The organism is Streptomyces sp. NPDC030840, assembly GCF_055572015.1.
The window spans coordinates 153,935-177,323 of record NZ_JBVIEE010000005.1 but is presented as its reverse complement, the minus strand read 5'-3'; the positions used below and the strand labels follow the sequence as shown (position 1 = coordinate 177,323).

Below are 23,389 nucleotides of genomic sequence, written 5' to 3'. Positions count from 1 at the left end.
CTCACCATAGGCAACTGAGGTAAGGCTAACCTAAGGTATCCGTCGATGTGTTCGCACCGCGAGAGGGAACGGCTGACTGATGCGCACTCACGGAAGAGCCCAACTGCCCTTGTTCCCCAAAGGGGTTGCTGTTCTCGCCATCGCCGTGGCGATGGCGGTCTCCGGGTGCGCGGGCGGCGGCGACGCGACCGGGGGCGACAGCGGGACCACGGCGGCGCCGGCCGACGCGAGCGCGCGCGCCGCGGCGGCCACGAAGCAGCTCGCCACGAACTCCGTCGTGCCGCTCGACGGCAAGGCGCCCACGCCGGAGCTGCCGGTGACCGTCGACTCCTCCGACGGCCGGAAGGTCACCGTCGAGGACGCCTCGCGCATCCTTCCCCTCAACGGCGGTGTGGCGGAGATCGTGTTCACCCTCGGTCTCGGCGACCGTGTCGTCGGACGTGACATCACCGCCACGTTCAAGGAGGCCAGGAAGCTTCCCCTGGTCACCAAGGCCCACGACGTGAGCGCGGAGAGCGTGCTCTCGCTGAAGCCCACCGTGGTGCTCGCCGACACCGACACCGGCCCCGCGGAGGCCATCGACCAGATCCGTGACGCGGGCGTCCCCGTGGTCGTCCTGGACCCGGCGACGGAACTGGCCGACGTCGCCACCCGCACGACCCGGACCGCCGAGGCACTCGGCGTCCCGGCGGCCGGCAAGGCCCTGAACCGGCGTATCAGCGAGGACCTCGCCGAGGCCCGCGCGGGCGTGCCCGAGGGCAGCCGGCCCAAGGTCGCCTTCCTCTACATGCGCGGCAGCGCGGCCGTCTACCTGATCGGGGGGAGGGGCTCCGGCGCGGACTCGCTCATCGAGGCCGCGGGCGCGGTGGACGCGGGCACCGACTCCGGCCTCGACAAGCCGTTCACCCCCATCACCAGCGAGGCCCTCGTCAGGGCCCAGCCTGATGTGATCCTGATGATGACCAAGGGCCTGGAGTCGGTCGGCGGCGTCGACGGTCTACTCGACGTCCCCGGCATCCGCGAGACCCCGGCCGGCCTGGACCGCCGTGTGGTCGACCTGGAGGACGGGGTCCTGCTCGGCTTCGGTCCGCGCACCCCGCTCGTGATCGACATCCTCGTCGACCGCGTCCACAAGTGACCTCACCCGCACGTGACCGCCACCCGAACGATCTCGTCGAACCCGCGTCGAACAGCGAGAGCACGGCCGGTGCGGGTCATGTGTGACCTGGAGCGCCATACGCGAAAACAAGGACGCGTTGTAAGTACGATCATTCAATGTCTGACATGACCGAAACCACGCCGGGTTGGCTGAGTCCCGACGATCTCGAACAGGCACGCGCCCAGATGCCGATCCTGTACGTCGAGGCCGTGCCCGTACGAGTCGACGACAGCGGCGAAGTCACCAGCATCGGGCTGCTGCTGCGCATCGGGCCGGACGGGACGGTCAGCCGCACCCTCGTCTCGGGCCGGGTGCTGCACCACGAGCGGGTCCGTGACGCCCTGCTCCGCCACCTGGAGAAGGACCTCGGCCCGGTGGCCCTGCCCCGGGTCCCGGCCTCCCTCCAGCCCTTCACCGTCGCCGAGTACTTCCCGACTCAGGGGATCACCCCGTTCCACGATCCCCGCCAGCACGCGGTGGCCCTCGCCTACATCGTGCCGGTGACCGGCGACTGCCGCCCCCGCCAGGACGCCCTCGACCTGGTCTGGTTCAGCCCTCAGGAAGCCGCGGACCCCTTGGTCCAGAACGAGATGCCGGGCGGGCAGGGCGTCCTCCTCAAGCAGGCCCTCGCCCACGTGGGCTGCCTGCCCTGAACCGGGGTGCCGGTTCCGCGACCGGCCCTGTACCGCGTACCGCGGGGGCGGTGGTGCGGGCCCGCACCACCGCCCCGACAGCGGCCGAAACGCCGATCGCCGCAATGTCGATCACGTGGTCGCCACCCCCGTAGGCTCGGACAACTGCGCTGAAGGGGACGGGCGGAGAGGGAACCAGGGGCGGGAACCATGAGTCATGACGAGCTGATCCGGCCACTGCCGGAAGCGCTGAAGGCACACGCCGCGCGAGCCCCGGAACGCGTGGTGTTCGCCGACGACTTACGCGCCGTCAGCTACGCCGAGCTGGAGCGGCGCACCGGCAGGCTGGCCGCGTATGTCGCCCGGACCGGCCTGCGCCGCGGTGACCGGGTCGCGATCTGCCTGGGCAACCGCGTGGAGATGGCGGAGAGCCTCCTCGCCGTCGTCAGGGCGGCGGCGATCGGGGTGCCTCTCAATCCGCGGTCCTCCGACGTCGAGCTCGCCCACTTCCTCCAGGACAGCGGCGCCTCGCTCGTCGTCACCGATCCCGCGCACCTCGCCCGGCTGCGCTCCCTCGGTTCCCGGCCCGGCCTCCCCCGCGTCCTGCTCACCGAGACGGACCCGGTCCCCGTGGACGCCCCCGCCGGCACGGCCCTCCTGCGGAGTGCGGTCGAGTCGGCCTAGCCCGGCGAACCGCCCCGGGACGACCTCGGGCTCGACGAGCCGGCCTGGATGCTCTACACCTCCGGAACCACCCACCGCCCCAAGGGTGTGTTGTCCACCCAGCGCGCCGCCCTGTGGTCGGTGGCGGCCTGCTACGCCCCCCTCTTCGGCCTCTCCCCGGACGACCGGCCTCTGGCCGCTGCCGCTGTTCCACAGCTTCGGTCCCTCCCTCGCGGTCCTGGGCGTCACCGCCGTCGGCGCGAGCGCCCGGATCACCGGCGAACTCCTCCCGCCCGGCGGCCTGTTGGGGGAACCGCGCGAACCATACCCGGCCCTCGGCGGCCCCTACACGGTCCTCGCGGGGGTGCCCGCGACCTGCCACCGGCTGCTGGCGTCGGCCGGCGCCCCCCCGGCGCCACCGTTGGCCGGGGCGGGCGGACTGCGGATCTGTGTCGTGGCGGGCGCGCCGAGCACTCCGGCTCTTCGCCTGGCCGTGGAGGAGGCGCTGGGAGCGCCCCTGCTCGACGCGTACGGCAGCACCGAGACCTGCGGCATGATCGCGGTGAACCGGCCCGAGGGTCCGAGGATCGACGGTTCCTGCGGTCCGCCGGTCCCGGGCATGGAGGTGCGGGTCGTCGACCCGGGCTCCGGCAACGATGTCGCGGACGGCGACGAGGGTGAGATCTGGGTGCGCGGGCCGAGCCTCATGGCCGGATACCACGGCCGGCCCGAGGCGACGGACGCCGCGCTGAAGGACGGCTGGTACCGCACCGGGGACCTCGGCCGCCGCTCGGGCACGATCATCTCGTCCTCACCGGCCGGGTCAGTGAACTGATCATCCGCGGTGGCGAGAACATCCACCCCGCGGAGGTCGAACAAGCCCTGCTCCACTGTCCCGGTGTGACCGACGCGGTGGTGGTCGGCAGGCCGCACGAGGTGCTCGGCGAGTTCCCGGTGGCCTTCGTGGTACCGGGACCCGAGGGCGTCGACCCGCAGCGCGGGCCGTCGTGATCGAGAGCGGACCTCGCGCACGCCGGACAGCACCCGGCTGGTCTCCTCCATCTCGCGGCAGGCGGCCGCCGTCCTGCCCGCCGCCGATGGCCTCGACCTGCACCTGCTCGTCAACTACCGCTTCACCGCGCAACCAGTCTGGTCCTCGGCCTGCGCGGCGGCTTCCTCATCAGCCGCGTCCTCGAACCGCGCCCGGGCACGTACGACGCCTCCCTGTCCGCCGAGGACGAGCCCGGCGACAGGACCGGCCTCGGGGTGACCGGGGTCGCGTCAGGCGTGCCGCGCGGGTGCGGAACTCCCCACCGAGGCCGGTACGTTCACCTGGACATCCGCGCGGCCGACCGGGCCCGCGCGGTACCCGGGGGGAGTCAGTGAGTGGCGCGGATCATCGTCGTCGGAGGCGGGACGGCCGGTACGGCAGCGGCGCTGGCCCTGCACAAGGCCGGGTGCGACGTCGCCGTGTACGAGGCACACCCCGACTCGGCCGAGGACATCGGAGCGTTCCTCACGCTCGCGGACAACGGCATGCGGGCCCTCGCGCAGTTGGACGCATCGGCGGCGGTCACCGGCGCCGGTTTCCCACTGACCACGATGCGCCTGCTGGACGGCTCCGGCACGGAACGTCTAGCATGATATTTACTGACAAACCTTCAGGAGGCTCGTCGCGACTGCCGGAGTCGGCGTCGGGTCGGCTGTACGGCGACCAGAACCCGCTGGACACCGCCGGGGTGGACTACCCGGATCCAGGCCGCCGGGAGGCACTGGTCAGGCCGCCGGGAGGCACTGCTCCGTCCAGATGATCTTTCCGGTGGGTGTGTGACGGGTGCCCCAGCGGTCGGTGAGCTGGCCGACGAGCAGCAGGCCCCTGCCGCCCTCGTCGAGACTGCGGGCCCTGCGCGGGTGCGGCGCGGAGTTGCTCCCGTCGGCGACCTCGCAGATCAGGCACTGGTCCTGGATGAGCCGCAGCCGGATGGGGGCCTCCGCGTGCCGGATGGCGTTGGTGACCAGTTCGCTGACGACGAGCTCGGTGGTGAACGTGAGTTCGTCCAGCCCCCAGTGCGCCAGCTGGTCGGTGGTCGCCTTACGCGCGTCGGCGACCACCGAGGGCTCCTGGGACAGGTCCCAGCTGGCGATCCGGTCGGTGCCGAGGGCGCGCGTACGCGCGACGAGCAGGGCGACGTCGTCCGCGGGCAGTGCGGGGAGCAGCCTCTCCAGGACGGTGTCGCAGGTGTCCTCCAAGTCCCGCAAGGGGCCCTGGGACAGAACATGGCACAGTTCGTCGAGGTTGCCGGCCCGGGCGTTGATCAGGCCGTCGGTGAACAGGGCGAGCAGGCTGCCCTCGGGCAGTTCCAGTTCGGTGGCCTCGAAGGGCAGGCCCCCGACACCGAGCCGGGGCCCGGCGGGGACGTCGAGCAGTTCCACCGTGCCGTCCCGCCGGGCGAGAGCGGGAACGGGACCGCCCGCCCGGGCGATGGTGCAGTGCCGGGTGACGGGGTCGTACACCGCGTACAGACAGGTTGCCCCCATGTCCGCGGCCGTGTCCTCGGTCTCCGGTCTCCCGAGGCCCTCCACAGCAGCGGGGACCTCCGTGGTCCCGGTGAGACCGGTCCCGTTGGTGTCGACCCTCTCCGTGCGGTCGCCGCCTCCGTCCCGGCCGTCGCCGACCGTGCCGCCGCTCTCCGCGGCCAGGCGGATGACCAGGTCGTCCAGCTGGGTGAGCAGCTCATCGGGGGCGAGGTCGACGTCGGCGAGGGTACGCACGGCGATGCGCAGCCGTCCCATGGCCGCCGACGCCTGGATCCCGTGCCCGACGACGTCACCGACGACGAGGGCGACCCGGGCGCCGGACAGCGGGATCACGTCGAACCAGTCGCCGCCGACGCCGGCCTGGGTGCTGCCGGGCAGATAGCGCGTGGCGACCTCGACGGCCGGCTGCTGCGGCAGCTGCCGCGGGAGCAGGCTGCGCTGAAGGCCCAGCACGGTGGCCCGCTCGCGGGTGTACCGGCGGGCGTTGTCGACGCAGACGGCCGCCCTGCCCACCATCTCGCCGGCCAGGACCAGGTCGTCCGGCGCGAAGGGCTCCGGGCGCCGGCGGATGAAGACGGCCACGCCGAGCGTGGTGCCGCGGGCCCGCACCGGGATCGACATCACGGAGTGGAACCCGTAGTCGCGTACCCGGGCGGCCCTTGCGGGGTCCCTCCGGGTCCACCGGTCGAAGTCGTCGTCTCCCTTCGCGCTCAGCACGGGCAGGCCGGAGGCCAGCGAGCGGGCAGGGGGTGAGAAGTCCGGGTAGGCGTCCACCGCGCCCAGCTCGACCACGGCCTCGGGCGCGCCCCGGGTCACGGACCGGTGGGCGACCCGGCGCAGGGAGATGGTGCCCACCACCGGGCCCGAGAGGGGTTCTCCGCCGTGCAGCACGGAGTCGAGCAGATCGACGCTGACGAAGTCGGCAAGGCGCGGGACGGCCATGTCGGCGAGTTCGTCCGCGGTCCGCGCCACGTCCAGGCTGCTGCCGATCCGGGCGTTGGCCTCGTTGAGCACGGCCAGCCGCTCCCGCGCCTCGTACTGCCCCGTGATGTCGTATCCGGCCGTGGACACTCCGTGGATCCGGCCGTCCGGATCCGTCACGGGTGACAGGGTGACCGCCCACCAGGTCGGCTTCCCGGACCCGGCCGCCGTGGGCGCGGAGACCTCGTAGCGGACCGCCCGGCCCGTCCGGGCCACCGAGCGCAACGTCTCGGTCACCTGCCCGGACAGCGCGGGGAGGGCCGCTCCCCTCCCCTGGACCTCACGGTGGAGGTCCTCGACGAGGCGCCCGAGAACCTGGTGCTCGTCGAGGCCGAGCAGGCGGCAGGTCTCGGCGTTCATCCGCAGGATCCGGCCGTCGACGTCGTAGATCGACATCGTGAGGGGGGACCGTGTGAACGCCCACTCCACCAGCCGCGCGTCGTGGTCCGCGCCCGCGGTCGGCGACGGCGAGTGGACGACGAACCACTGCGGCCGTCCGCCGGCGGCGGGCGCCGACCATGCCCGCAGGTCCGCGTCCAGGCGGTGGCCGTCCTGGTGCCTCAGGGGGACGCGGCCGCTCCAGCTCTGCGACGCGGCGGCACGCCGCAGGGCGGCCGGGGACGGGCCCGCGGCCAGCAGGCGGGACGCGGGACGGCCAAGGATCTCGGCCGGCGCGTAGCCGAGCAACCGCCGGGCGCCCGGGTTCCACGCCGTGACCCGGCCGTGCGCGTCGACGGCGGCGACGGCGTCCGCCGGGTCGACGGCCTGCCCTTCTCCGCCCGCCGGTCGCGGGGTGTCACTGCTCGAACGCATCGTCACTCACCTCGTCGCAGGGCCCCTGCGACTGTGTTCCTCGGACGAACCGGTTCATGTCCGAAAGCGCCGCCTTCCAGCCTAGGGCGCGGGGTCGCGTCCCGGACGAGCGCTTCCGGGCGAGCGGAGTGACGGCGGTGACCGACGCTGCCGGGCGCCACGCACACCGCCCCTGTGCGCCAGGGCGAACAGGATGTGGTCGCGGGCCGGTCGCCGACGGCAGGGCTTCGACCGCACTCCAGACCTGAATCTTCTACTCTTACCCGGCATATGGGTTGATAATCAGGTATACGAGTTCACGTGTCCCGGTGCAGGGAGGTGACGGGTGACCTTCCCGCCCCACGCTTCCGGTATACCTGCGCGCGGTCCCCGACCTCACCGCGGCGCGCAGGAGCCCCGCGTGCCCGTATCGACCGCCATGGTCGTCGTCCTGAACGGCACCGGCCACGTCACTCTGTGGAGCCGGTCGGTCGAGGACCTGCTGGGCTGGACGGGCGAGGACGTACTGGGGCGTCGCTTCGACCGTCTCATGGACACCGGCGGCAGCGGCGCGGAGGCGCCCGAGGACCTCCTCGCCAAGCTGCTGGGCTCCGAGAACTGGTTCGGCGCCCTGCCCCTGCTCCACCGCGACGGCCACGCCGTCCGCCTGCACGTCCAGGCGTCCCTTCTCGTCGACGGTGACGGCGGGGCGTTCGTCCACGCGTCGCTCGCCGGGGAGAGCCCGCCGTGCCCGGGGAAGCTCTGCCCGACCGCGCTGGAGTCGCTCTTCGCGTCGTCACCGCTGGGCGTCGCCATCTTCGACAAGGACCTCAGGTGCATCCGGGCCAACGAGGCACTCGCCCGGCTCGACCACCGTCCGCTGCGGAACCATCTGGGCCGTACCGTGGACGAGGTGATCACCGGGCCCGTCGGCCGCAGGCTCGTGGAGTTGCAGCGGCAGGTGCTCGTCACCGGTCGGCCCGTGCTGGACATGACCCTGCCGGGGCCGGAGGGGCAGGGGTTCCGCTCCGTGTCCTGCAGCCGCCTGGAGGACGCGGACCACCGGGTGATCGGCATCGGCTGCACCGTCATGGACGTCACGGAACGCTGCCGGATCGCCCGGCAGAACGAGATCGTCCGCGCTCGCCTCACCCTGCTCAACGACCTCGGATCGCGCGTCGCCGACCTGCTCGACATGCCCGGGATCGCCGAGCGTCTGGCCGACACCCTGGTCCCCGCGTTCAGCGACTACGCCGGTGTCGTCCTGCTCGAATCCGTGGTCACCCAGGGCGAGCTCCCCCGCCACTCGCCCACCCGGCGCACCCCCCTGGTCCAGTTGGGCGTCGCCTGCACACAGCGCGACGCCCTGGTCGAACGCGTGCTGCGGACCGGCCAGCCGGTGAGCTTCGCGGAGCACTCGGCCGCCGGCGAGGCCCTGCGCACCGGCGACCCCCAACTCCTCCGCTCGGAGCGGTTGCGGTCGGCCACCTGCCCGGGCGATCCGACGACCCGGGCCGCCCTGGACCGGGGCGCGCACTCGATGATGCTGCTTCCCCTGCGCGCCGGCGGCGTCGTGCTCGGCCTGCTGATGGTCTACCGGGCCGACGACAGCCCGCCGTTCGACGAGGACGACCTCGCCTTCGCCATGAGGCTGGCCGACCGCGCCGGCACCTCACTGGACAACGCCCGGCTCTACGCACGCGAGCGCGAGGGCGCGCTCATGCTGCAGCGCGCCCTGCTGCCCCAGCGCGTCCCCGAACCGCCCGGGGTGCGCATCGCGTTCCGGTACGTCCCCGCCGGCGCGGGCAACGAGGCCGGCGGCGACTGGTTCGACGTCACCCGGCTCGCCGGGGGCCGGGTGGCCCTGATCATCGGCGACGTCACCGGCCACGGGCTGCGCGCCGCCGCCACGATGGGGCTGCTGCGCACCGCCGTACGCACCCTTTCCGTCCTCGACCTCCCGCCGGCCAGGCTCCTGCAGCGCGTCGACGACATCGCCACCGACCTGAGCCACGACCCGGACGAGGCCCTCGTCGCCACCTGCGCCTACGCCGTGTACGACCCCTCGCTCCGGCGCTGCGTCATCGCACGGGCGGGGCATGTGCCGCCACTGCTCGTCGAACCGGAACCCGAGGAGGACGGCGCCCGCACCGTCCGGCTGATCGACATGCCGTCCGGGGCCCCGCTCGGCGTCGGCGGCGTGACGTTCGAGGAAGTGGAGTTCGACGTCGCGGACGGCTCGGTGCTCGCCCTCTACACCGACGGCCTCGTCGAGGCCCGCGGCGAGGACATCGGCGAGGGACTGGAGCGCCTCCGCTCACAACTGGCCCAGCCGTACCCCTCGTTGGAGGCGGCCTGCGACGGCCTGCTGAGCCGTGTCGAACCGGAGACAGAACGGGACGACGTGGCACTGCTCCTGGCCCAGCTGGTACGCCTTCCCGACACGCCGGCCCGGCCCTGAGAGGGCACGGCGGCCCTCCCCGACCATGGCGGAGGTCACAGTTCCGCATGTTGCTCGTCCAGATGCTGTCCGTGCAGGTGACGGCCACACAGGTGAGGTCCTTGGAGCTGATCTCCCTACTGCTCCAGCGAGAGAGCGAACACATGCGCCCTCGCCGCCCCTTCGGGCGCGGTCAGCGTGATGGCGCTGAGCTGCTTGCCCGGGTCGAGTGGGACCACCTGGTGGAAGACGGCCGCCTTGGTGGCCACCGGCCCGGTCCGGGTGTGGATCTGGCTGGTGGTCACCGCCTCGCTCTCGCCGTTCTCCGGGCCGGACGCGAGCCAGTTGGTGAGGGTGAACGGTGCGGTGCCGCTGGTTCCGTCCGCGTACCGGACCACCGCCGGGACGGTCGCGGCCGCCGTGTCTCCCGCGCCGAGCACGTGCAGCTTCGCGTACGCGCCCTGGGGGACGGTGATCTCCTGCCCGGCCGCCACGACGTTGTTGTCGGTTCCCTCGCTGCCGTTGGTGAAGAGGAAGGCGATGCCGTTGTCCGTCGTCTCCCCGGTCTGCGGGAGCTGGGCCATGGGGTACGTGCGGCCGGCGCCGTCGAAGTCCCCGTCGCCGTAGTACATCTCGGTGGTGATGCCGTCGTTGTCGAAGACGCCCGTCAGGTCGACCTGGGTGACGGTTCCGCTCTGCGGCGGTTCCGGCAGGCCCCACGGGTCGGCGGGCACGGTCACCTTCACCGGGGCGATCCGCAGGTCGGGGCGTGCGCCGGCTGGGTGGATCACCGCCTCCGTGTCCCGGGGCAGGTCCAGTTCGATCACGCCGTCGCCCAGATCCCGCCAGGCGGGGGCCGGGCCGCCGACTCCGGTGACCGTGAGCCGCCCGCGCAGGGAGTGGCGTATCCGGCACGGCTCCCCGGCGAGGCTGCGCACCCGGACCCAGCGGGTGGCGCCGCCCCGGCGGACGGCGCTGACCAGGAAGGCGCCCTGGGTGCGGAAGTCGTGCAGGGTGACGTCGCGCCAGGCGCCGGGGACGGCCGGGAAGACGCGGATCGTGTCGCCCCAGCTCTGGCACAGCATGTCGTGGAGGCTCTGCGCGGCGGACAGGGGTGTCTCGATGACGGGACCGGCCTCGTAGTACATGGTGTTGGGCTGGACGAACCGGTCGACCAGCTCCCTCAGATACGTCAGGGAGTCGTCGCCCCGGCCCATCTGCGCGGTGATCGATGCGGCCCCGGTGAAGCTGTAGCCGCGCAGGGCGCCCTCGAAGCCGATCCAGTGGTTCAGCGACTTCTCGATCAGGTCGCGGTGCTCGGGCTGCTCCCAGTTGACGAGGTAGAGGGGGTAGACGGAGAGCATGTGCGAGTAGTGGCGGTGGGACTTGGCGAAGGGGACCCCGGCTCCGATCATGAAGCCGTTCTCGTCCACCGGGTAGTCGGTCAGCTTGTCCAGCACCTCGCGCCACTTGGGCGCCAGGTCGTCCCGTACGCCGAGCCGGCCGACGGTCTCCAGGAGGGTCGCGCAGCTCCAGCGCAGCAGCGCCAGGTCGTAGTTGCAGTCGGGGGCGCTGCCGTACTCGGGTGAATACGTCGTCGGCAGGTGCAGGCGCCCGTCCTCGCCCTCGTACAGGAAGTGCAGGTAGTAGGTGGTGGTCCGGCGCAGGAGCGGGTAGAGGACGTCTTCGAGGACGCCCCGGTCCATGGTGTGGCGGTAGGTCAGCCACACGTTGTGCAGCGCCCAGGGCAGGTTGCCGACCTCCGGGGTGCTGCCGACACCCGGGACGGCGACCGTGCCGCTGGTCTCGCAGCCGGCGTCGGTGGCGCGTCGTACGCCCGCCGAGTCGGACCGGTACTCGGGGCGCAGGGCGCCGATCAGGGTGTCGGTGTTCTCGGCGAGGGTGCGCGGGACGGCGTCCAGCTCCAGGTGGTTGGAGCCGTGCACCGCCCAGTACTCCAGCTGGACGTTGAGGTTCCACCACACGGCGGGCCAGGGGGTGGGCTCCAGCCAGGGGCCCGTGGTCGCCATGACGGGCGCGTGTTCGCGGGCCGCGGAGGCGAGTTTGTAGAGCTGGATCCAGTAGAAGCTCTGCAGCATCTGGTCGGGGACGGACAGGAAGCTCTTGCGGTAGAAGCGGTGCCACCAGTCGCGGTGGGTGCGCAGCAGGCTGGAGACGGGCAGCTTGGACGCCTTGCGCACGGTCGTCCTGGCCCGGCCCTCCGCGTCGGTGCCGGGGTGGGAGTGGGCGACGGCCAGGACGTACACGCGGTCGTCGCCGACCGCGCGTTCCCGGTAGGCCGTGGCGGTCTGGCCGCCCGCGACCAGTGACTGGACGACGACGGCCGTGCCGTCCGCCTCCCGCGTGGTCACCGGATCGGGGTTGGGCTTCAGGCCGGCCGGAGGGTCCTCCCGGACGATGCGCGGGCTGACGGCCGGCGAGGGGACGAACTCCCAGCGGAATTCCCGCTCACCCGCGCTCGCCGTCGCGGTGACGAGCAGCAGCGTCCGGTCGTTGTGGACCAGGGCGCGCAGCTCGATGGTGCCCTTGTCCGTGGTGACCGTGCCGTTGACCTCGGCGTTCCACAGATCCAGGCGGAGGTCGGCACCCGTGATGGCGCCGACGGGGCGCAGGAGGAGATTGCCCACCGGGAGGCGTGCCGCGCCCCAGTTGTGGCCGAACTCCGGCCGGTGGTCCTGCACTTCACTGTGGTGGACGGTGAAGCGCAGGGCGTTCGCGCCGGGTTCCCGGTAGACGAGCGAGCCGAGCAGTCCGTTGCCGAGGAACGGGCCCTCGTACCAGGCGCGCGGCAGTCGCCTCCAGCGGAGGTCCTGTCCGGCGAGGAAGTCCCGCCACTCACGATCGGTCCGCATGCCGGTGAGGGCCACGGGGCCGGTGGTGGAGGCCTGTTGGGCCGCGGCCGGTTCGACAGCGCCCAGTCCGGCCGTCGCTCCGGCGGCGCTCGCCGCGACGCGCCCCAGGAAACCCCTTCTGCTGACTCCCATCACCGATCTCCCGTCCCATTGATCCGATGACACGGCTAGTCGGGAGGGTAGAAAGCAACCAATGATGCGTCAACATGGCTGACTGAAACAGAGATTCATCCGATGACAGGCGCGCGACTCGGCGGTCCACTGCTCTCCCGCACCACCAGCTCCGTCGCCACCTCCACCCGGGTCGTCTCCGGCCGCTCCCCGGACAGCAGCCGCAGCACCATCCGGGCCGCGAGCGCGGTCATGTCGGCCAGTGGGGTGCGGACGGTCGTCAGCCGGGGGGTCACCCAGTCGGCGAACGGCAGGTCGTCGAACCCGACCACGCTCACGTCGTCCGGGATCCGCAGCCCGAGTTCGGCGGCGGCCCGGTAGGTGCCCAGCGCCTGGTGGTCACTGCCCGCGAAGATCGCGGTGGGCCGCTCGGGCAGCGCCAGCAGCTCCAGTGCGTGCCGGTGCGCGGGGTTGTGCGTGAAGTCGCCGTAGCGCACCAGCGCCGGGTCGAAGGGGAGCCCCGCCTCCGCCAGCGCCGAGCGGTACCCGTCGACCCGGGCCCGTGAGGTGAGCCGGCGCTCCGGGCCGCTGATGATCGCGATCCGGCGGTGGCCCAGCTCGATGAGGTGGCGGGTGGCGGCCAGCCCACCGGGCCAGTTGGTCGCGCCCACCCACGGCGTGCCGGGCGCGGGCTCGTCGATCGGCGCCACCAGCGCGTACGGGATGCCGAGCCGGCCCAGCTCCTCGTGCTGTTCCGGCGTCAGCTCGGGGACGACGAGGATGGCGCCGCGTGTGGACCGGGTGGCCAGCGAGTCCAGCCACTGCCGGGCCCGCCTGGTCCTGCCGTGCGTGGCCGAGACGACCAGTCCCATGTTCGCGTCGTGCAGCACGTCCTCCGCACCGCGGATCAGTTCCACGGCCCAGGGGCTGTCCAGTTCGTTGATGACGAAGTCGATCAGCCCGCCGGGCTGCGCCGCCGTGGCCGTGGGCCGGTGTTTCGCCAGATAGCCGTGCTGTTCGAGCAGGCGCTGCACCTTCGCCCGCGTCTCTGCCGATACATCGGATCTGTCGTGCAGCACCTTGGAGACGGTGGAGACCGAAACCCCAGCCTGTTCGGCGATTTCGGCCAGAGTCCGCCGCCTCCCTGGGCCGGATCCTGTCCGAACCGTTGACGTCATCGGATGAATCTCCTACGTTTCCGGGGCGGTCGCGAATTGCGAAAACTATCGCAACCAAGCTCCCGGGAGTAGAGGTGGTCTCGATGAAGAGATGGCGCGCCACTTCCCTGGCCGCCGTCGCCGCTCTGGTGCTCTCCGCCTGCGGAGGGACCGGTGGCAGCAGCGGCCAGTCGGGCGACGGCAAGGGCGAGTTGCTGGTCTGGGTGGACAACACCCGGACACCCGCGGCCCAGGAGTACAAGAAGGCACACCCGGACCTGAAGATCCGTATCGTCACGATCCCGCCCGAGGCGGGCTACGTCCCCACCAAGGTCTCGCTCGCCAACCGTGCCAAGAGCGGCTGGCCCGACGTCGTCTTCCTGACCAACCCCGCCGAGGCGGCGACGCTCGCGAGCGGGAAGTTCGGCTACGCGGCCCCGCTCGACGACCTCGTCCCGAAGTCCGTCCGCGACGGCTTCGCGCCCGGCTCCCTCGACACCTGCACGTTCAGCGGGAAGACGTACTGCCTGCGCAACGACATCGCCCCCACCGTGCTCTGGTACGACGCCTCGCTGATGAAGGAGTACGGCTACCAGGTCCCGAAGACCTGGGCCGGGTACCAGCGGGCCGGGCTGAAGGCGGCCAAGGACCACCCCGGCACCATCGTCGGCGCCATCAACGGCAAGTACGGCGCCGGGACCTACTTCGGCAGCAGCGGCTGCCCCACCCGGGACACGCTGAGTCTCACCGAGGTCCGCGTCGACCTCACCCAGCAGAGCTGCACCCGGGTCGCGGACCTGCTCCAGCCGATGGCCAGGGCCAAGGCCGTGACCACCGTCGTACCCACCGACCCCGCCTTCGCCAAGCTGGGCAAGGACAACAAGATCCTGATGCTGCCGGGCCCCGCCTGGTTCGGCGACTTCATGTTCGGGCCCGCCTTCAAGATCCCCAAGGGCAGGATGGCCGCGGCCCCCATGCCCACCTGGCCCGGTGAGACCAAGCCGTACGCGGGACAGGTCGGTGGCGGCGCGTTCCTCGTCTCGGCACACGCCGGCGACCGCACCGAGGAGGCGGTGGACCTGGTGCGCTGGATGACCACCGACGTCGCCCTGCAGGCCAAGCAGCCCACCTACCCGGCGTTCACGGCGGCGGCCCAGAAGTGGGGCGAGGCCAAGGCGAAGGACCCGTACTACGCCTCCGACCCGATGCCCGCCCTGACGGCCGCGGCGAACGCCCTGCGCCCCGGCTTCGGCGCCGTACGCTTCGAGGCCGACTGGCAGGCGAGCTTCAACGACACCGTCGGCAAGGCGGCCGACTCCGGCGGCGACCTCCGCGAGGCGCTGGCGAGTTGGCAGGACAAGCTGGACGCGGCGGCCAGGACCAGTGAGTACACGGTCGGATGAGGACGCTGACGCCGACCCGCCCGCCCGCGGTGGAGACCGTGTCCCCGGCCGCACCCCGGCGCGTGAGGCGCCGGGGGCGCACCGCCGCCGCGTGGCTCCTCGTCGGCCCGTACGCCTTGTTCCTCGCGGTGTTCGGCATCGCGCCCGCCGGCTACGCCCTGTGGACGTCCTTCGTCCACGACGGCTCGTTCGCCGGCCTGCGCAACTGGACGGCCGTCTTCGACGACTACCGGCTCGGGGAAGCGGCCGGGAACGTCACCACGTACCTCCTGCTGTGGCTGCCGGTCCTGCTGCTGACCGTGCTGTCGCTCGCCTTCACCCTGCACGCACGACCGGGCGGGGCGACCGGCGCGCTGCAGCTCGTCTACTACCTGCCGGGCGCGGTCACCGGCTCGGCGGCGGCGCTGCTCTGGCTGTTCATGGTGAGCCCGGACGGCAGCCCGTTCGGACCGCTGCTGAGGCTGCTGGACGTGAAGACCGCCACGGACGCTCTCTCCGGCTCCAGCCTGGTGGCCGTCCTCGCCGTGATGGGTGTCGCGGTGCACGCGGGCGGCTGGATCGTCGTCCTGTACGGGGCGCTCACCGCGCTCCCGAAAGACGTCCTGGAGGCGGCGCGGGTCGACGGCGCCTCGGCCTGGCGGACCATGTGGCACGTCAAGCTGCCGATGGTCCGTACGTACGTCGCCTTCGTGCTGATCTCCAGCTTCGCCTCCGGCAGTCAGGTCTTCGTCGAGCCCACCGTGCTGTCCACGGGCGCGCCCGGCCAGATCAGCCCCACCTGGTCGGTCAACCAGCTCGCCTACGTCTACGCCACCCAGGACGGCGACTTCGGCAAGGCCGCCGCGCTGTCGCTGGCCATGCTCGCGGTCGGGCTGCTGGCCGCGTGGGTCGTGATCACCCGCACCCGTATGTACGCCACGGACACCAGGTGAGTGAGGCGATGACCGCTCTGTCCCGCGGGGCACGTGCCCTCTTTCTGCTCGGTGCCGCCGCCTTCTTCGGACTGCCCCTGCTCTGGCTGCTGCTCGCGCCCACCCGCACGGCCGACGACCTGACGACCGGCTCACCGCTCGGTTTCGGCTCCCTCGGCCGGGTCGGCGACGCCTGGTCGCACCTGATGTCGTACAACGACGGAGAGATCACCCTGTGGATCGGCAACTCCGTCATCTACGCGGCGGCGAGCGTCACCCTCGCCCTGCTGCTGTGCGTGCCCGCGGGCTATGTGCTCGCCAAGCACGACTTCGCGGGACGACGGGCCCTGCTCACGCTGTCGATCGTGACGATGATCCTGCCGCCGGCCGCGCTGGTCCTGCCCCTCTACCTGGAGATGTCGGCGCTGAACCTCGCGGGCACGGTCTGGTCGGTGATCCTGCCGCTGTCCTTCTACCCGTTCGGCGTCTACCTCGCCTTCCTGCACTTCCAGGCCAATCTGCCCGACAGTCTGCTGGACGCCGCCCGCGTCGACGGCGCGGGCGAACTCAGGCTGTTCTGGTCGGTGGGACTCCCGCTGGCCCGGCCCGCGATCGCGCTGATCGCCTTCTTCGGCTTCGTACGCTGCTGGACCGACTTCTTCCTGCCCTTCGTGATGCTCTCCGACGACCGCACCTTCACCCTCCAGCTCGGGCTGATGAGCCTGCTGCAGTCCACCGGCGCGGTCAACAACTCCAGCGGCTTCGCCGACCTGGACATCCACCAGCCGGAGGCGGCCCTGGCCGGGCTCGTGGCGTGCGCGCCGCTGATGCTCGGTTTCGTCCTCGCCCAGCGCTTCCTGCGCACCGGGCTGCCGGCCGGGGCGGAGAAAGGCTGATGCGCGCCGGACTCCAGGCACGAGTACGGGACTTGGTGGCGCCCGTGGTCCCGTACTTCAGCCCTGGCCGGGCCCGCGTACGGCTCGGCGTGAACACCGCGATCCACGACGACACGGCAGCCGAACTGGAGGCGTTCGCCCGCCCGTTGTGGGGTCTGGCCCCGCTCGCGGCCGGCAAGGGGGCCGTACCGCACGCCGAGTTGTGGCTGCGGGGTCTCGCCCACGGCAGCGACCCCGCCCACCCCGAGTACTGGGGCGAGCCCCGCGACCGCGACCAGCGCATCGTCGAGATGGCGGCGATCGGCTTCGCGCTGGCGCTCGCCCCCGAGCAGTGGTGGGACCCGCTGACCGGCCCTGAACGGGACAGGCTCGCCCGGTGGTTGCTCAGCGCCCTCCCCCGCCAGACCGCCGACAACAACTGGCACTTCTTCCCGGTGCTGATCGGTCTCGGCCTCGACCGGGTGGGCGTGCCGTACGACCGCTCCCTGGTCGCCGCCCGGCTGGCACGCCTGGAGACGTTCTGGCGCGGCGACGGCTGGTACTCCGATGGCCCCACCGAGCGGCGCGACTACTACGTGGCGTGGGCGATGCACTTCTACGGGCTGCTCCACGACTCACTCATGGGTGGCGACCGTTTCAAGGAGCGCGCGGCCCGCTTCGCCCTCGACTTCCGGCACTGGTTCGCGGACGACGGCGCCGCCGTCCCCTACGGCCGCAGCCTCACCTACCGCTGGGCACAGGCCGCCTTCTGGGGTGCCCTGCCCTTCGCCGGGGTGGACGCGCTGCCGTGGGGCGTGGTCAAGGGATATCTGCTGCGGCATCTGCGCTGGTGGGAGGGGCGACCGGTGACCGGCCCCGACGGGGTGCTGTCCATCGGGTACGCCTATCCGCAGCCCGCGCTCGCCGAGCAGTACAACGCGCCCGGCTCCCCGTACTGGTCGCTGAAGGCGTTCCTGCCGCTCGCGCTGGCGGACGACCACCCGTTCTGGACCACGCCCGAGGAGCCGGCTCCCCCGGTGCCCGCTGTCAGCGCCCAGCCGCACGCGGGCGCGGTGCTGATGCGGGCCTCCGGCGACGTCACCCTGCTCTCCGGGCGGCAGCACCATGCCTGGGTGCGGCACGGAGCGGAGAAGTACGCGAAGTTCGCGTACTCGTCCCGCTTCGGCTTCAGCCTCCCGGGCGGCACGCTGGGGCTCACGCAGGGCGCGTACGACTCGATGCTGGCCCTCAGCGACGACGGCGGGGCGCACTACCGGGTGCGCGAGGAGCCCGCCGACCCAACGACCCGGGGCGACACGGTTCGCTGCGTCTGGCGGCCCTGGCCGGACGTGGAGATCACCACCTGGCTGACGGCGGCCCCGCCGTGGCATCTGCGCACGCACCGCGTGCGGACCGGGCGCGCGCTGCACACGGCGGAGGGCGCCTTCGCCGTGGACCGCGACGCGGGCGTGGGCCGGGACATGAGCATGGAGCGGTCGGCCGGGACGGGGTACGCCCGTGTGTCGGGCCGGGCCGGGTTCAGCGGCCTGCGGGACCTCGACGGCCTGCGCGAGGGCGAGGTCATCGACTGCCTTCCCGGCACGAACGTGCTCGCGCGGCGTACGGCGCTGCCCACGCTCACCGGGCAACTCCCGCCCGGAGAGCACTGGTTGAGGTGCGCGGTGCTGGGCGCTCCGGGCGGCCGGAAGACCACGGCGCACTGGCGGCGACCCCCGACGACGACTGGAGGCGGTACATGAGAGACATCAGACGCAGGCACCTGTCGGTACTGGCCGCTGTGGCGGCCCTGCTGGCCCTCCCCGTCCAGGGCCAGGCGCAGGCCGCGGGCCCGGCGAACCCGGGCCGCACCTACCACGTGTCCCCCTCGGGCGGCGACCGCGCGTCCGGCAGCGAGGCGAGCCCCCTGCGCACCATCGGCGGCTGCCTCTCCCGGGTGCGTCCCGGCGACACCTGTCTGATCCACCGAGGCACCTACCGCGAGCAGGTGAACCCGCCGTCCGGCACGAAGGACGCCCCGATCACGATCGCCGCGTACGGCGACGGCCCGGTGACCGTCGACGGGACCGAGCCGGTGACCGGCTGGAAGGACGCCGGCGACGGGCTGGTCGCCGCCGACACCGACCTCCCCCTGAACCCGGACTTCAACGCGGTGTTCCTTGACGACGACCGCGCGTCGGAGGGCCGTTGGCCCAACACCGGCCCCGATCCGCTGAACACCACCTGGGCCGAGGCCGAGACCACCTCCACCGACCAGCACATCGACGACACCGACCTGCCCGACGCCGACTGGACCGGCGCGACCGTGCACCTGTGGGCCGGTTCCAACCCGTGGGCCCAGCAGACCGGCACGGTCACCGCCACGGCCCCCGGCAAGCTGGACTTCAAGGGCGGCAACTACCGCTGCCCGCCGCTGTGCATGGGCAACCAGAACTACCGCAACTACTACCTCGTCGGTTCCAGGGCCGCCCTGGACCAGCCGGGCGAGTGGTACTACGACGAGACCGCACGCCGGTTGTACATGGTCCCGCCGAAGGACGGCATCGCCGGACACGCCGTGTCCGCCAAGCACCGGCTCTGGGGCGTCGACCTGAGCAGGAGCTCGTACGTCACCGTGCGCGGACTGAACCTGTGGGGCACGTCTCTGCGAACGGGCGACGACAGCACGGGAGTCACGGTCGACCGGCTGCGCGCCACGTACATCTCGGAGTTCTCGACCCTGCCCATGCCGCCGGACAGTGATCTGGCGATCCCGCCCTTCGAGGGGCACATCGTCGCCTCCCGGATCCTCGACTCGGGCGTGCAGATCCGCGGCACCGGCAACACCCTGAAGAACAGCGAGCTCTCCCGGTCCGCCGGGAACGGCGTCCTGCTGCGCGGCAGCGGCAACACCGTCTCCAACAACTACATCCACGACGTCGGCTGGATGGGCAGCTACACCCCCGGCATCGAGGTCAACGGCAGCGGCCACACGGTCACCCACAACACGATCCGGCGCACGGGGAGGGCGTCCATCGACACGGCCTGGCAGCTCAACGGCCCGGAGTTCCGCGACAACCGCATCGCCTACAACGACATGTCCGAGGCCATGCGCACCTCGCGCGACGGTTCCCCCTTCTACGTGTGCTGCAGCCTGAACGGCACCGGTACCTCCATCGACCACAACACCTCGCACGACGCGGACGGCCAGGTCGGCTTCTACGTCGACAACTACTCCGGGTACTTCAGACTGCACCACAACGTCGCCTGGAACACCGGCGCCCGGGGCACCTTCTTCAACGGCCACACCGGACCGAGCATCGCCAACGAGGACCACAACTCCAGCTACGGCGTGGGCATCAGTGAGAACTCGGTGCGGCTGAGCGGCGCGACGGACGCCTCCGGCTCGTACTTCAGCAACATCATCGGTCCGAAGCCGATCAGCGTCAGCCAGACCGGTGACCCGCTGCCGGTGGTCCGCTCCAACCTGATCAGCGAGCAACCCGGCTACACCGACGCCGTGAACGGCGAACTGTGGCTGACGGCCGGCTCCCCCGCCATCGACGCCGGCGAGACGATCGACGGCATCACGACCGACGTCCGGGGGGCGGCACCCGACCAGGGCGCGTACGAGTACGGCGCGCCGATCTGGTCGACGGGCTGCGACCTGCCCGGATGTCAGCAGCGGGTACGGCACGGTACCTGGACGGCGACCGCGAGCGACGGCACGGACGCCTCCGCCGTCGCCGACGGGGACATCAACACCCGCTGGACTGCGGCGAACAAGCAGTCGCCGGGTCAGTACCTGACCGTCGACCTGGGGGAGGCCAAGACCTTCAGCAGGCTCTCGCTCGACGCCGGGCGTGACACCAACGGCCAGCCGTACGGGTTCTCCGTCGCGGTCAGCCGCGACGGCACGCGCTGGGGCGAGCCACTCGCCCGGGTCTCGGGCCGCTCCTTCACCCAGGACGCGGTGTTCCCCCGGCAGACCACGGCCCGGTACCTGAGGATCACGCTCACCGCGAGCGGGCCGAACCCCTGGGTCGTCAACGACCTGCGCCTGTACGGTGACGGCCCCGACGCCGCCACCACGCTCCAGGCCGAGCGGGCCACGGTCGTACGGGGCGTGAAGCGTGGCACGGCCGCCACCGGGGTGCTCGGCTCCGGGGACGCGGTGGGCTTCCGCGAGGTCAACCTCGCCGGGGACCGGCTGACCGTGCGTTCCAAGTCCGCCTGCGCGCGATCCTGTTCGCTCCAGCTGCGCCTGGACGCACCGGACGGACCGCTGCTCGCGGTCGTGCCCGTCCGGGGGGACAGCGACTGGCGCGAGCAGTCGGTCCGGCTGAAGCGAGAGGTGTCCGGCAGCCATGACCTCTACGTGGTGGCCGCCGGGGGGCGACAGGTCGCGGCGGTGGACTGGCTGACGATCCGGCCCTGATCGGCGTCGGCCCGCGGGACGGGCCGGGCGGCAGTACGGGGACTGCCGCCCGGCTTCGCGCTCAGTGCAGGTCGGCCTGCGCCGGACTGACGTCGCGGGGGCGGGCGACGGTGGGGCTGTCGTCGAGGAAGCCTCCCGACTGGTGCTGCCACAGCTTCGCGTACGCGCCGTCCACGGCGAGCAGTTCCTGGTGCGTGCCCTGCTCGATGATCCGTCCCCGGTCGAGGACGACGAGCTGGTCCATGGTGGCGACCGTGCTCAGCCGGTGCGCCACCACCAGTGCCGTCCGCCCCTCCATGAGCCGCCACAGGGCTTCCTGGACGAGGAGTTCGCTCTCGGAGTCCAGGGCGCTGGTCGCCTCGTCGAGCAGCAGGATCGGCGCGTCGCGGAGGATCGCACGGGCGAGGGCGACCCGCTGGCGCTGCCCGCCGGACAGCTTGACGCCGCGCTCGCCCACCATGGTGTCGAAGCCGTGCGGCAGCGCGTCGGCGAACTCCGTGACGTGCGCGGCCTCGGCGGCCCGGCGGATCTCGGCGTCGGTGGCGCCGGGGCGGGCGAACGCGATGTTGTCCCGCAGCGTGCGGTGGAACATCGCCGGGTCCTGCGGCACGTACGCGATGAGGCTGCGCAGGTCGGCCTGGCGCAGCCTGCTGATGTCCTGGCCTCCGATCAGGATCCGGCCGGCGTCGATGTCCGTCATCCGCAGCAGCAGCCGGGACAGCGTGGTCTTGCCCCCGCCGGACCGGCCGACGAGACCGATCTTCGCCCCGCTGGGCACGGCCAGGTCGAGTCCCCTGAACAGCGGTTCCGAGCCCGCGTGGGCGAAGGTCACCTGCTCGAAGCGGACATCGGCGGCGCGGGGCCGCAGCGGCTCCGGTGACACCGGGTCGAGCACGGTCGGCGGCGATTTCAGCAGTTCGGTGAACTGCGCGGCCTCCGTCATCGCGCTCTCCAGACGGCGGTAGATCTGGTTGAACTCGAACATGATCCGTGTGGCGCTGGTGTAGTACGTGAAGGCGACCACGACGGTCTCCACGCCGTGCCCGCCGAGGGTGACCGCGAGCAGCAGGCCCAGCACGTTGGTCAGCACGGACAGCGGCGCGACCAGCGTGTCGATGCGCAGGTTGCCGTAGTCCCACGACCGCAGGGTGAGCCGCCGTGACTCCGCGACACGTGAGCGGTGCTCGGCGGCCTCACGTTCCTCGGCGGCGAACGCCCGGACCGTGTCCATGTTCGTCAGGCTGTCGGCGACGTGCCCCGACACCCGGGCGATCGCTTCCTCCCGCCGGTTGACGAGTGCCTGGCGGCGACGGATGAGGGGCACCACGCACCACCCCGTCACGGCGATCATCACCAGGAGCCCGACGACGAGCAGCGGTTCGTAGCGCCACAGCACCACCGCCCCGAACAGCAGCGGCACGAAGTTCCCGACGACGGAGAACGTCAGTGTGTCGATGAAGAGTTCGAAGCGGGAGGCGAAGCTCAGGACCCGCTTGGTCAGCGAACCGGCGAAGTTGTCGTGGAAGAACGCGGCGTCCTTGGCGAACAGTTCGTCCATGCCGATCACGTACAACCGCTCGATGCCGAGTGCGCCGAGACGGTTCAGGCAGTGCAGGCCGATCCGCCACAGCGCCTCCGCGAGCAGCAGGACGCCGGCGAAGCCGAGGACGTACGGCAGGGCCGACCCGACGCCGACGCCGGTGTCGTCGGCGATGTGGCCGACGAGCTTCGCGACGACCAGCGGCGCGACGTAGTAGATGCCGATGTTGCCCAGCGCCGGAAGCAGCATCGCGGGAACCGTCAGCCACCTCAGCCGGGCCAGTTCCCGTCCGTAGTAACGAAGTGCGAGGACTACCGAGCCCCTGCTCGGCGATGCGTCACGCGATTCAGGAGATCCCATCCCAACCCTGTGGTGTTGTGTGGCGGGCCCCGCCACGGGGAACGCGGGGAATCGCAGTTTCCCGCGCCGGCACCCGCGAAGTCCAAGTGTTTTTCTCAGCCACACGTGAGGCTTCACTGACGGACGTTTTCCCCGATCACAGCCCTGGCGCTCGGTGTGGCGCGGGGATTCCGAGGCACACAAGACCCTCTAAACATACGTTCGATCAAGTCGAATTGACGTGGCCGCTGGAACAATATCCCGAACGCACCAGGGATATCGCGAAATAGCCCTCCCGATGACTGATTTGTGAATGGGTGCATCATCACGCGCCATTTCGGCTCGGGGCCGCTCCGCCGGCGAAGAGCCTGCAGGGACCGGCGAACGTCTCGGGTGGCCGCCGCACGGTCCACGGTGCGCGCGGGGTGGCGGCCGACGCGCACAGGGCCTTGAATACAATCTCAACTGCGGCTCGGCGGATCAGAGTTGACCGCGTCCTCCTGCGGGTTCTCCTCCCTCCGTGGGCTGAGGAGAACCCGG

At 71.7% G+C, this 23,389-nt stretch carries 13 protein-coding genes and 2 pseudogenes; 11 read left to right on the top strand and 4 right to left on the bottom strand.

Annotated elements, in window-relative coordinates; all coding sequences use genetic code 11:
* The first annotated feature begins 79 nt into the window (after positions 1-79).
* The 5 genes and pseudogenes from ACZ49J_RS13755 to ACZ49J_RS13735 all read left to right on the top strand — a co-directional run.
* Entirely contained in the window at positions 80-1,138 is a 1,059-nt protein-coding gene (locus ACZ49J_RS13755; protein WP_467447838.1) for a heme/hemin ABC transporter substrate-binding protein, read from the top strand.
* Positions 1,139-1,284: 146 nt separating this feature from the next.
* Positions 1,285-1,812 (top strand): NUDIX hydrolase family protein, encoded by a 528-nt coding sequence (locus tag ACZ49J_RS13750; RefSeq protein WP_467447837.1) that lies wholly within the window; start codon positions 1,285-1,287, stop codon positions 1,810-1,812.
* A gap of 189 nt (positions 1,813-2,001) precedes the next feature.
* Positions 2,002-3,289 (top strand): annotated as a pseudogene (locus ACZ49J_RS13745) (long-chain fatty acid--CoA ligase).
* Positions 3,290-3,354: 65 nt separating this feature from the next.
* The gene (locus ACZ49J_RS13740) at positions 3,355-3,465 is read left to right on the top strand and encodes an AMP-binding enzyme (RefSeq protein WP_467447836.1); all 111 of its coding nucleotides are present in this window, start codon (positions 3,355-3,357) and stop codon (positions 3,463-3,465) included.
* 375 nt (positions 3,466-3,840) lie between these two features.
* Positions 3,841-4,086, top strand: a pseudogene (locus ACZ49J_RS13735) (FAD-dependent oxidoreductase); the annotation flags it as partial.
* Positions 4,087-4,230: 144 nt separating this feature from the next.
* Here the strand turns inward: ACZ49J_RS13735 and ACZ49J_RS13730 are convergent.
* Entirely contained in the window at positions 4,231-6,786 is a 2,556-nt protein-coding gene (locus ACZ49J_RS13730) for a SpoIIE family protein phosphatase (RefSeq protein WP_467447834.1), read from the bottom strand.
* A gap of 400 nt (positions 6,787-7,186) precedes the next feature.
* On the opposite strand from ACZ49J_RS13730, the gene ACZ49J_RS13725 reads away from it, so the two are divergent.
* Entirely contained in the window at positions 7,187-9,226 is a 2,040-nt protein-coding gene (locus ACZ49J_RS13725; RefSeq protein WP_467447833.1) for a SpoIIE family protein phosphatase, read from the top strand.
* Between the two features lie 116 nt (positions 9,227-9,342).
* Here ACZ49J_RS13725 and ACZ49J_RS13720 read toward each other — a convergent pair whose 3' ends face one another.
* The gene (locus ACZ49J_RS13720) at positions 9,343-12,210 is read right to left on the bottom strand and encodes a glycosyl hydrolase family 95 catalytic domain-containing protein (protein ID WP_467447831.1); all 2,868 of its coding nucleotides are present in this window, start codon (positions 12,208-12,210) and stop codon (positions 9,343-9,345) included.
* Positions 12,211-12,305: 95 nt separating this feature from the next.
* A complete protein-coding gene (locus tag ACZ49J_RS13715; protein ID WP_467447829.1) occupies positions 12,306-13,367 on the bottom strand; it encodes a LacI family DNA-binding transcriptional regulator in 1,062 nt (353 codons plus the stop codon).
* Between the two features lie 83 nt (positions 13,368-13,450).
* On the opposite strand from ACZ49J_RS13715, the gene ACZ49J_RS13710 reads away from it, so the two are divergent.
* From ACZ49J_RS13710 to ACZ49J_RS13690, 5 genes are read left to right on the top strand one after another with little or no spacing between them, the layout of a single operon-like run.
* Positions 13,451-14,749, top strand: coding sequence for an extracellular solute-binding protein (locus ACZ49J_RS13710; protein WP_467447828.1), 1,299 nt, complete (start codon positions 13,451-13,453; stop codon positions 14,747-14,749).
* On the top strand, positions 14,746-15,681 hold the full coding sequence (locus tag ACZ49J_RS13705; protein WP_467447827.1) for a carbohydrate ABC transporter permease: 936 nt from the start codon (positions 14,746-14,748) through the stop codon (positions 15,679-15,681). The genes ACZ49J_RS13710 and ACZ49J_RS13705 overlap by 4 nt, the downstream gene beginning before the upstream one ends.
* Positions 15,682-15,689: 8 nt before the next feature.
* Positions 15,690-16,556, top strand: a complete 867-nt coding sequence (locus tag ACZ49J_RS13700; protein ID WP_467447825.1) for a carbohydrate ABC transporter permease — start codon at positions 15,690-15,692, stop codon at positions 16,554-16,556.
* Complete coding sequence (locus ACZ49J_RS13695; protein WP_467447824.1) at positions 16,556-18,295, top strand: DUF2264 domain-containing protein; 1,740 nt, start codon at positions 16,556-16,558, stop codon at positions 18,293-18,295. Before ACZ49J_RS13700 ends, ACZ49J_RS13695 begins: the two co-directional genes overlap by 1 nt.
* Positions 18,292-20,970, top strand: coding sequence for a discoidin domain-containing protein (locus tag ACZ49J_RS13690; RefSeq protein ID WP_467447823.1), 2,679 nt, complete (start codon positions 18,292-18,294; stop codon positions 20,968-20,970). The genes ACZ49J_RS13695 and ACZ49J_RS13690 overlap by 4 nt, the downstream gene beginning before the upstream one ends.
* A 61-nt stretch (positions 20,971-21,031) precedes the next feature.
* Here the strand turns inward: ACZ49J_RS13690 and ACZ49J_RS13685 are convergent, their stop codons facing one another.
* Positions 21,032-22,870 (bottom strand): ABC transporter ATP-binding protein, encoded by a 1,839-nt coding sequence (locus tag ACZ49J_RS13685; RefSeq protein ID WP_467447822.1) that lies wholly within the window; start codon positions 22,868-22,870, stop codon positions 21,032-21,034.
* Positions 22,871-23,389: the final 519 nt, after the last annotated feature.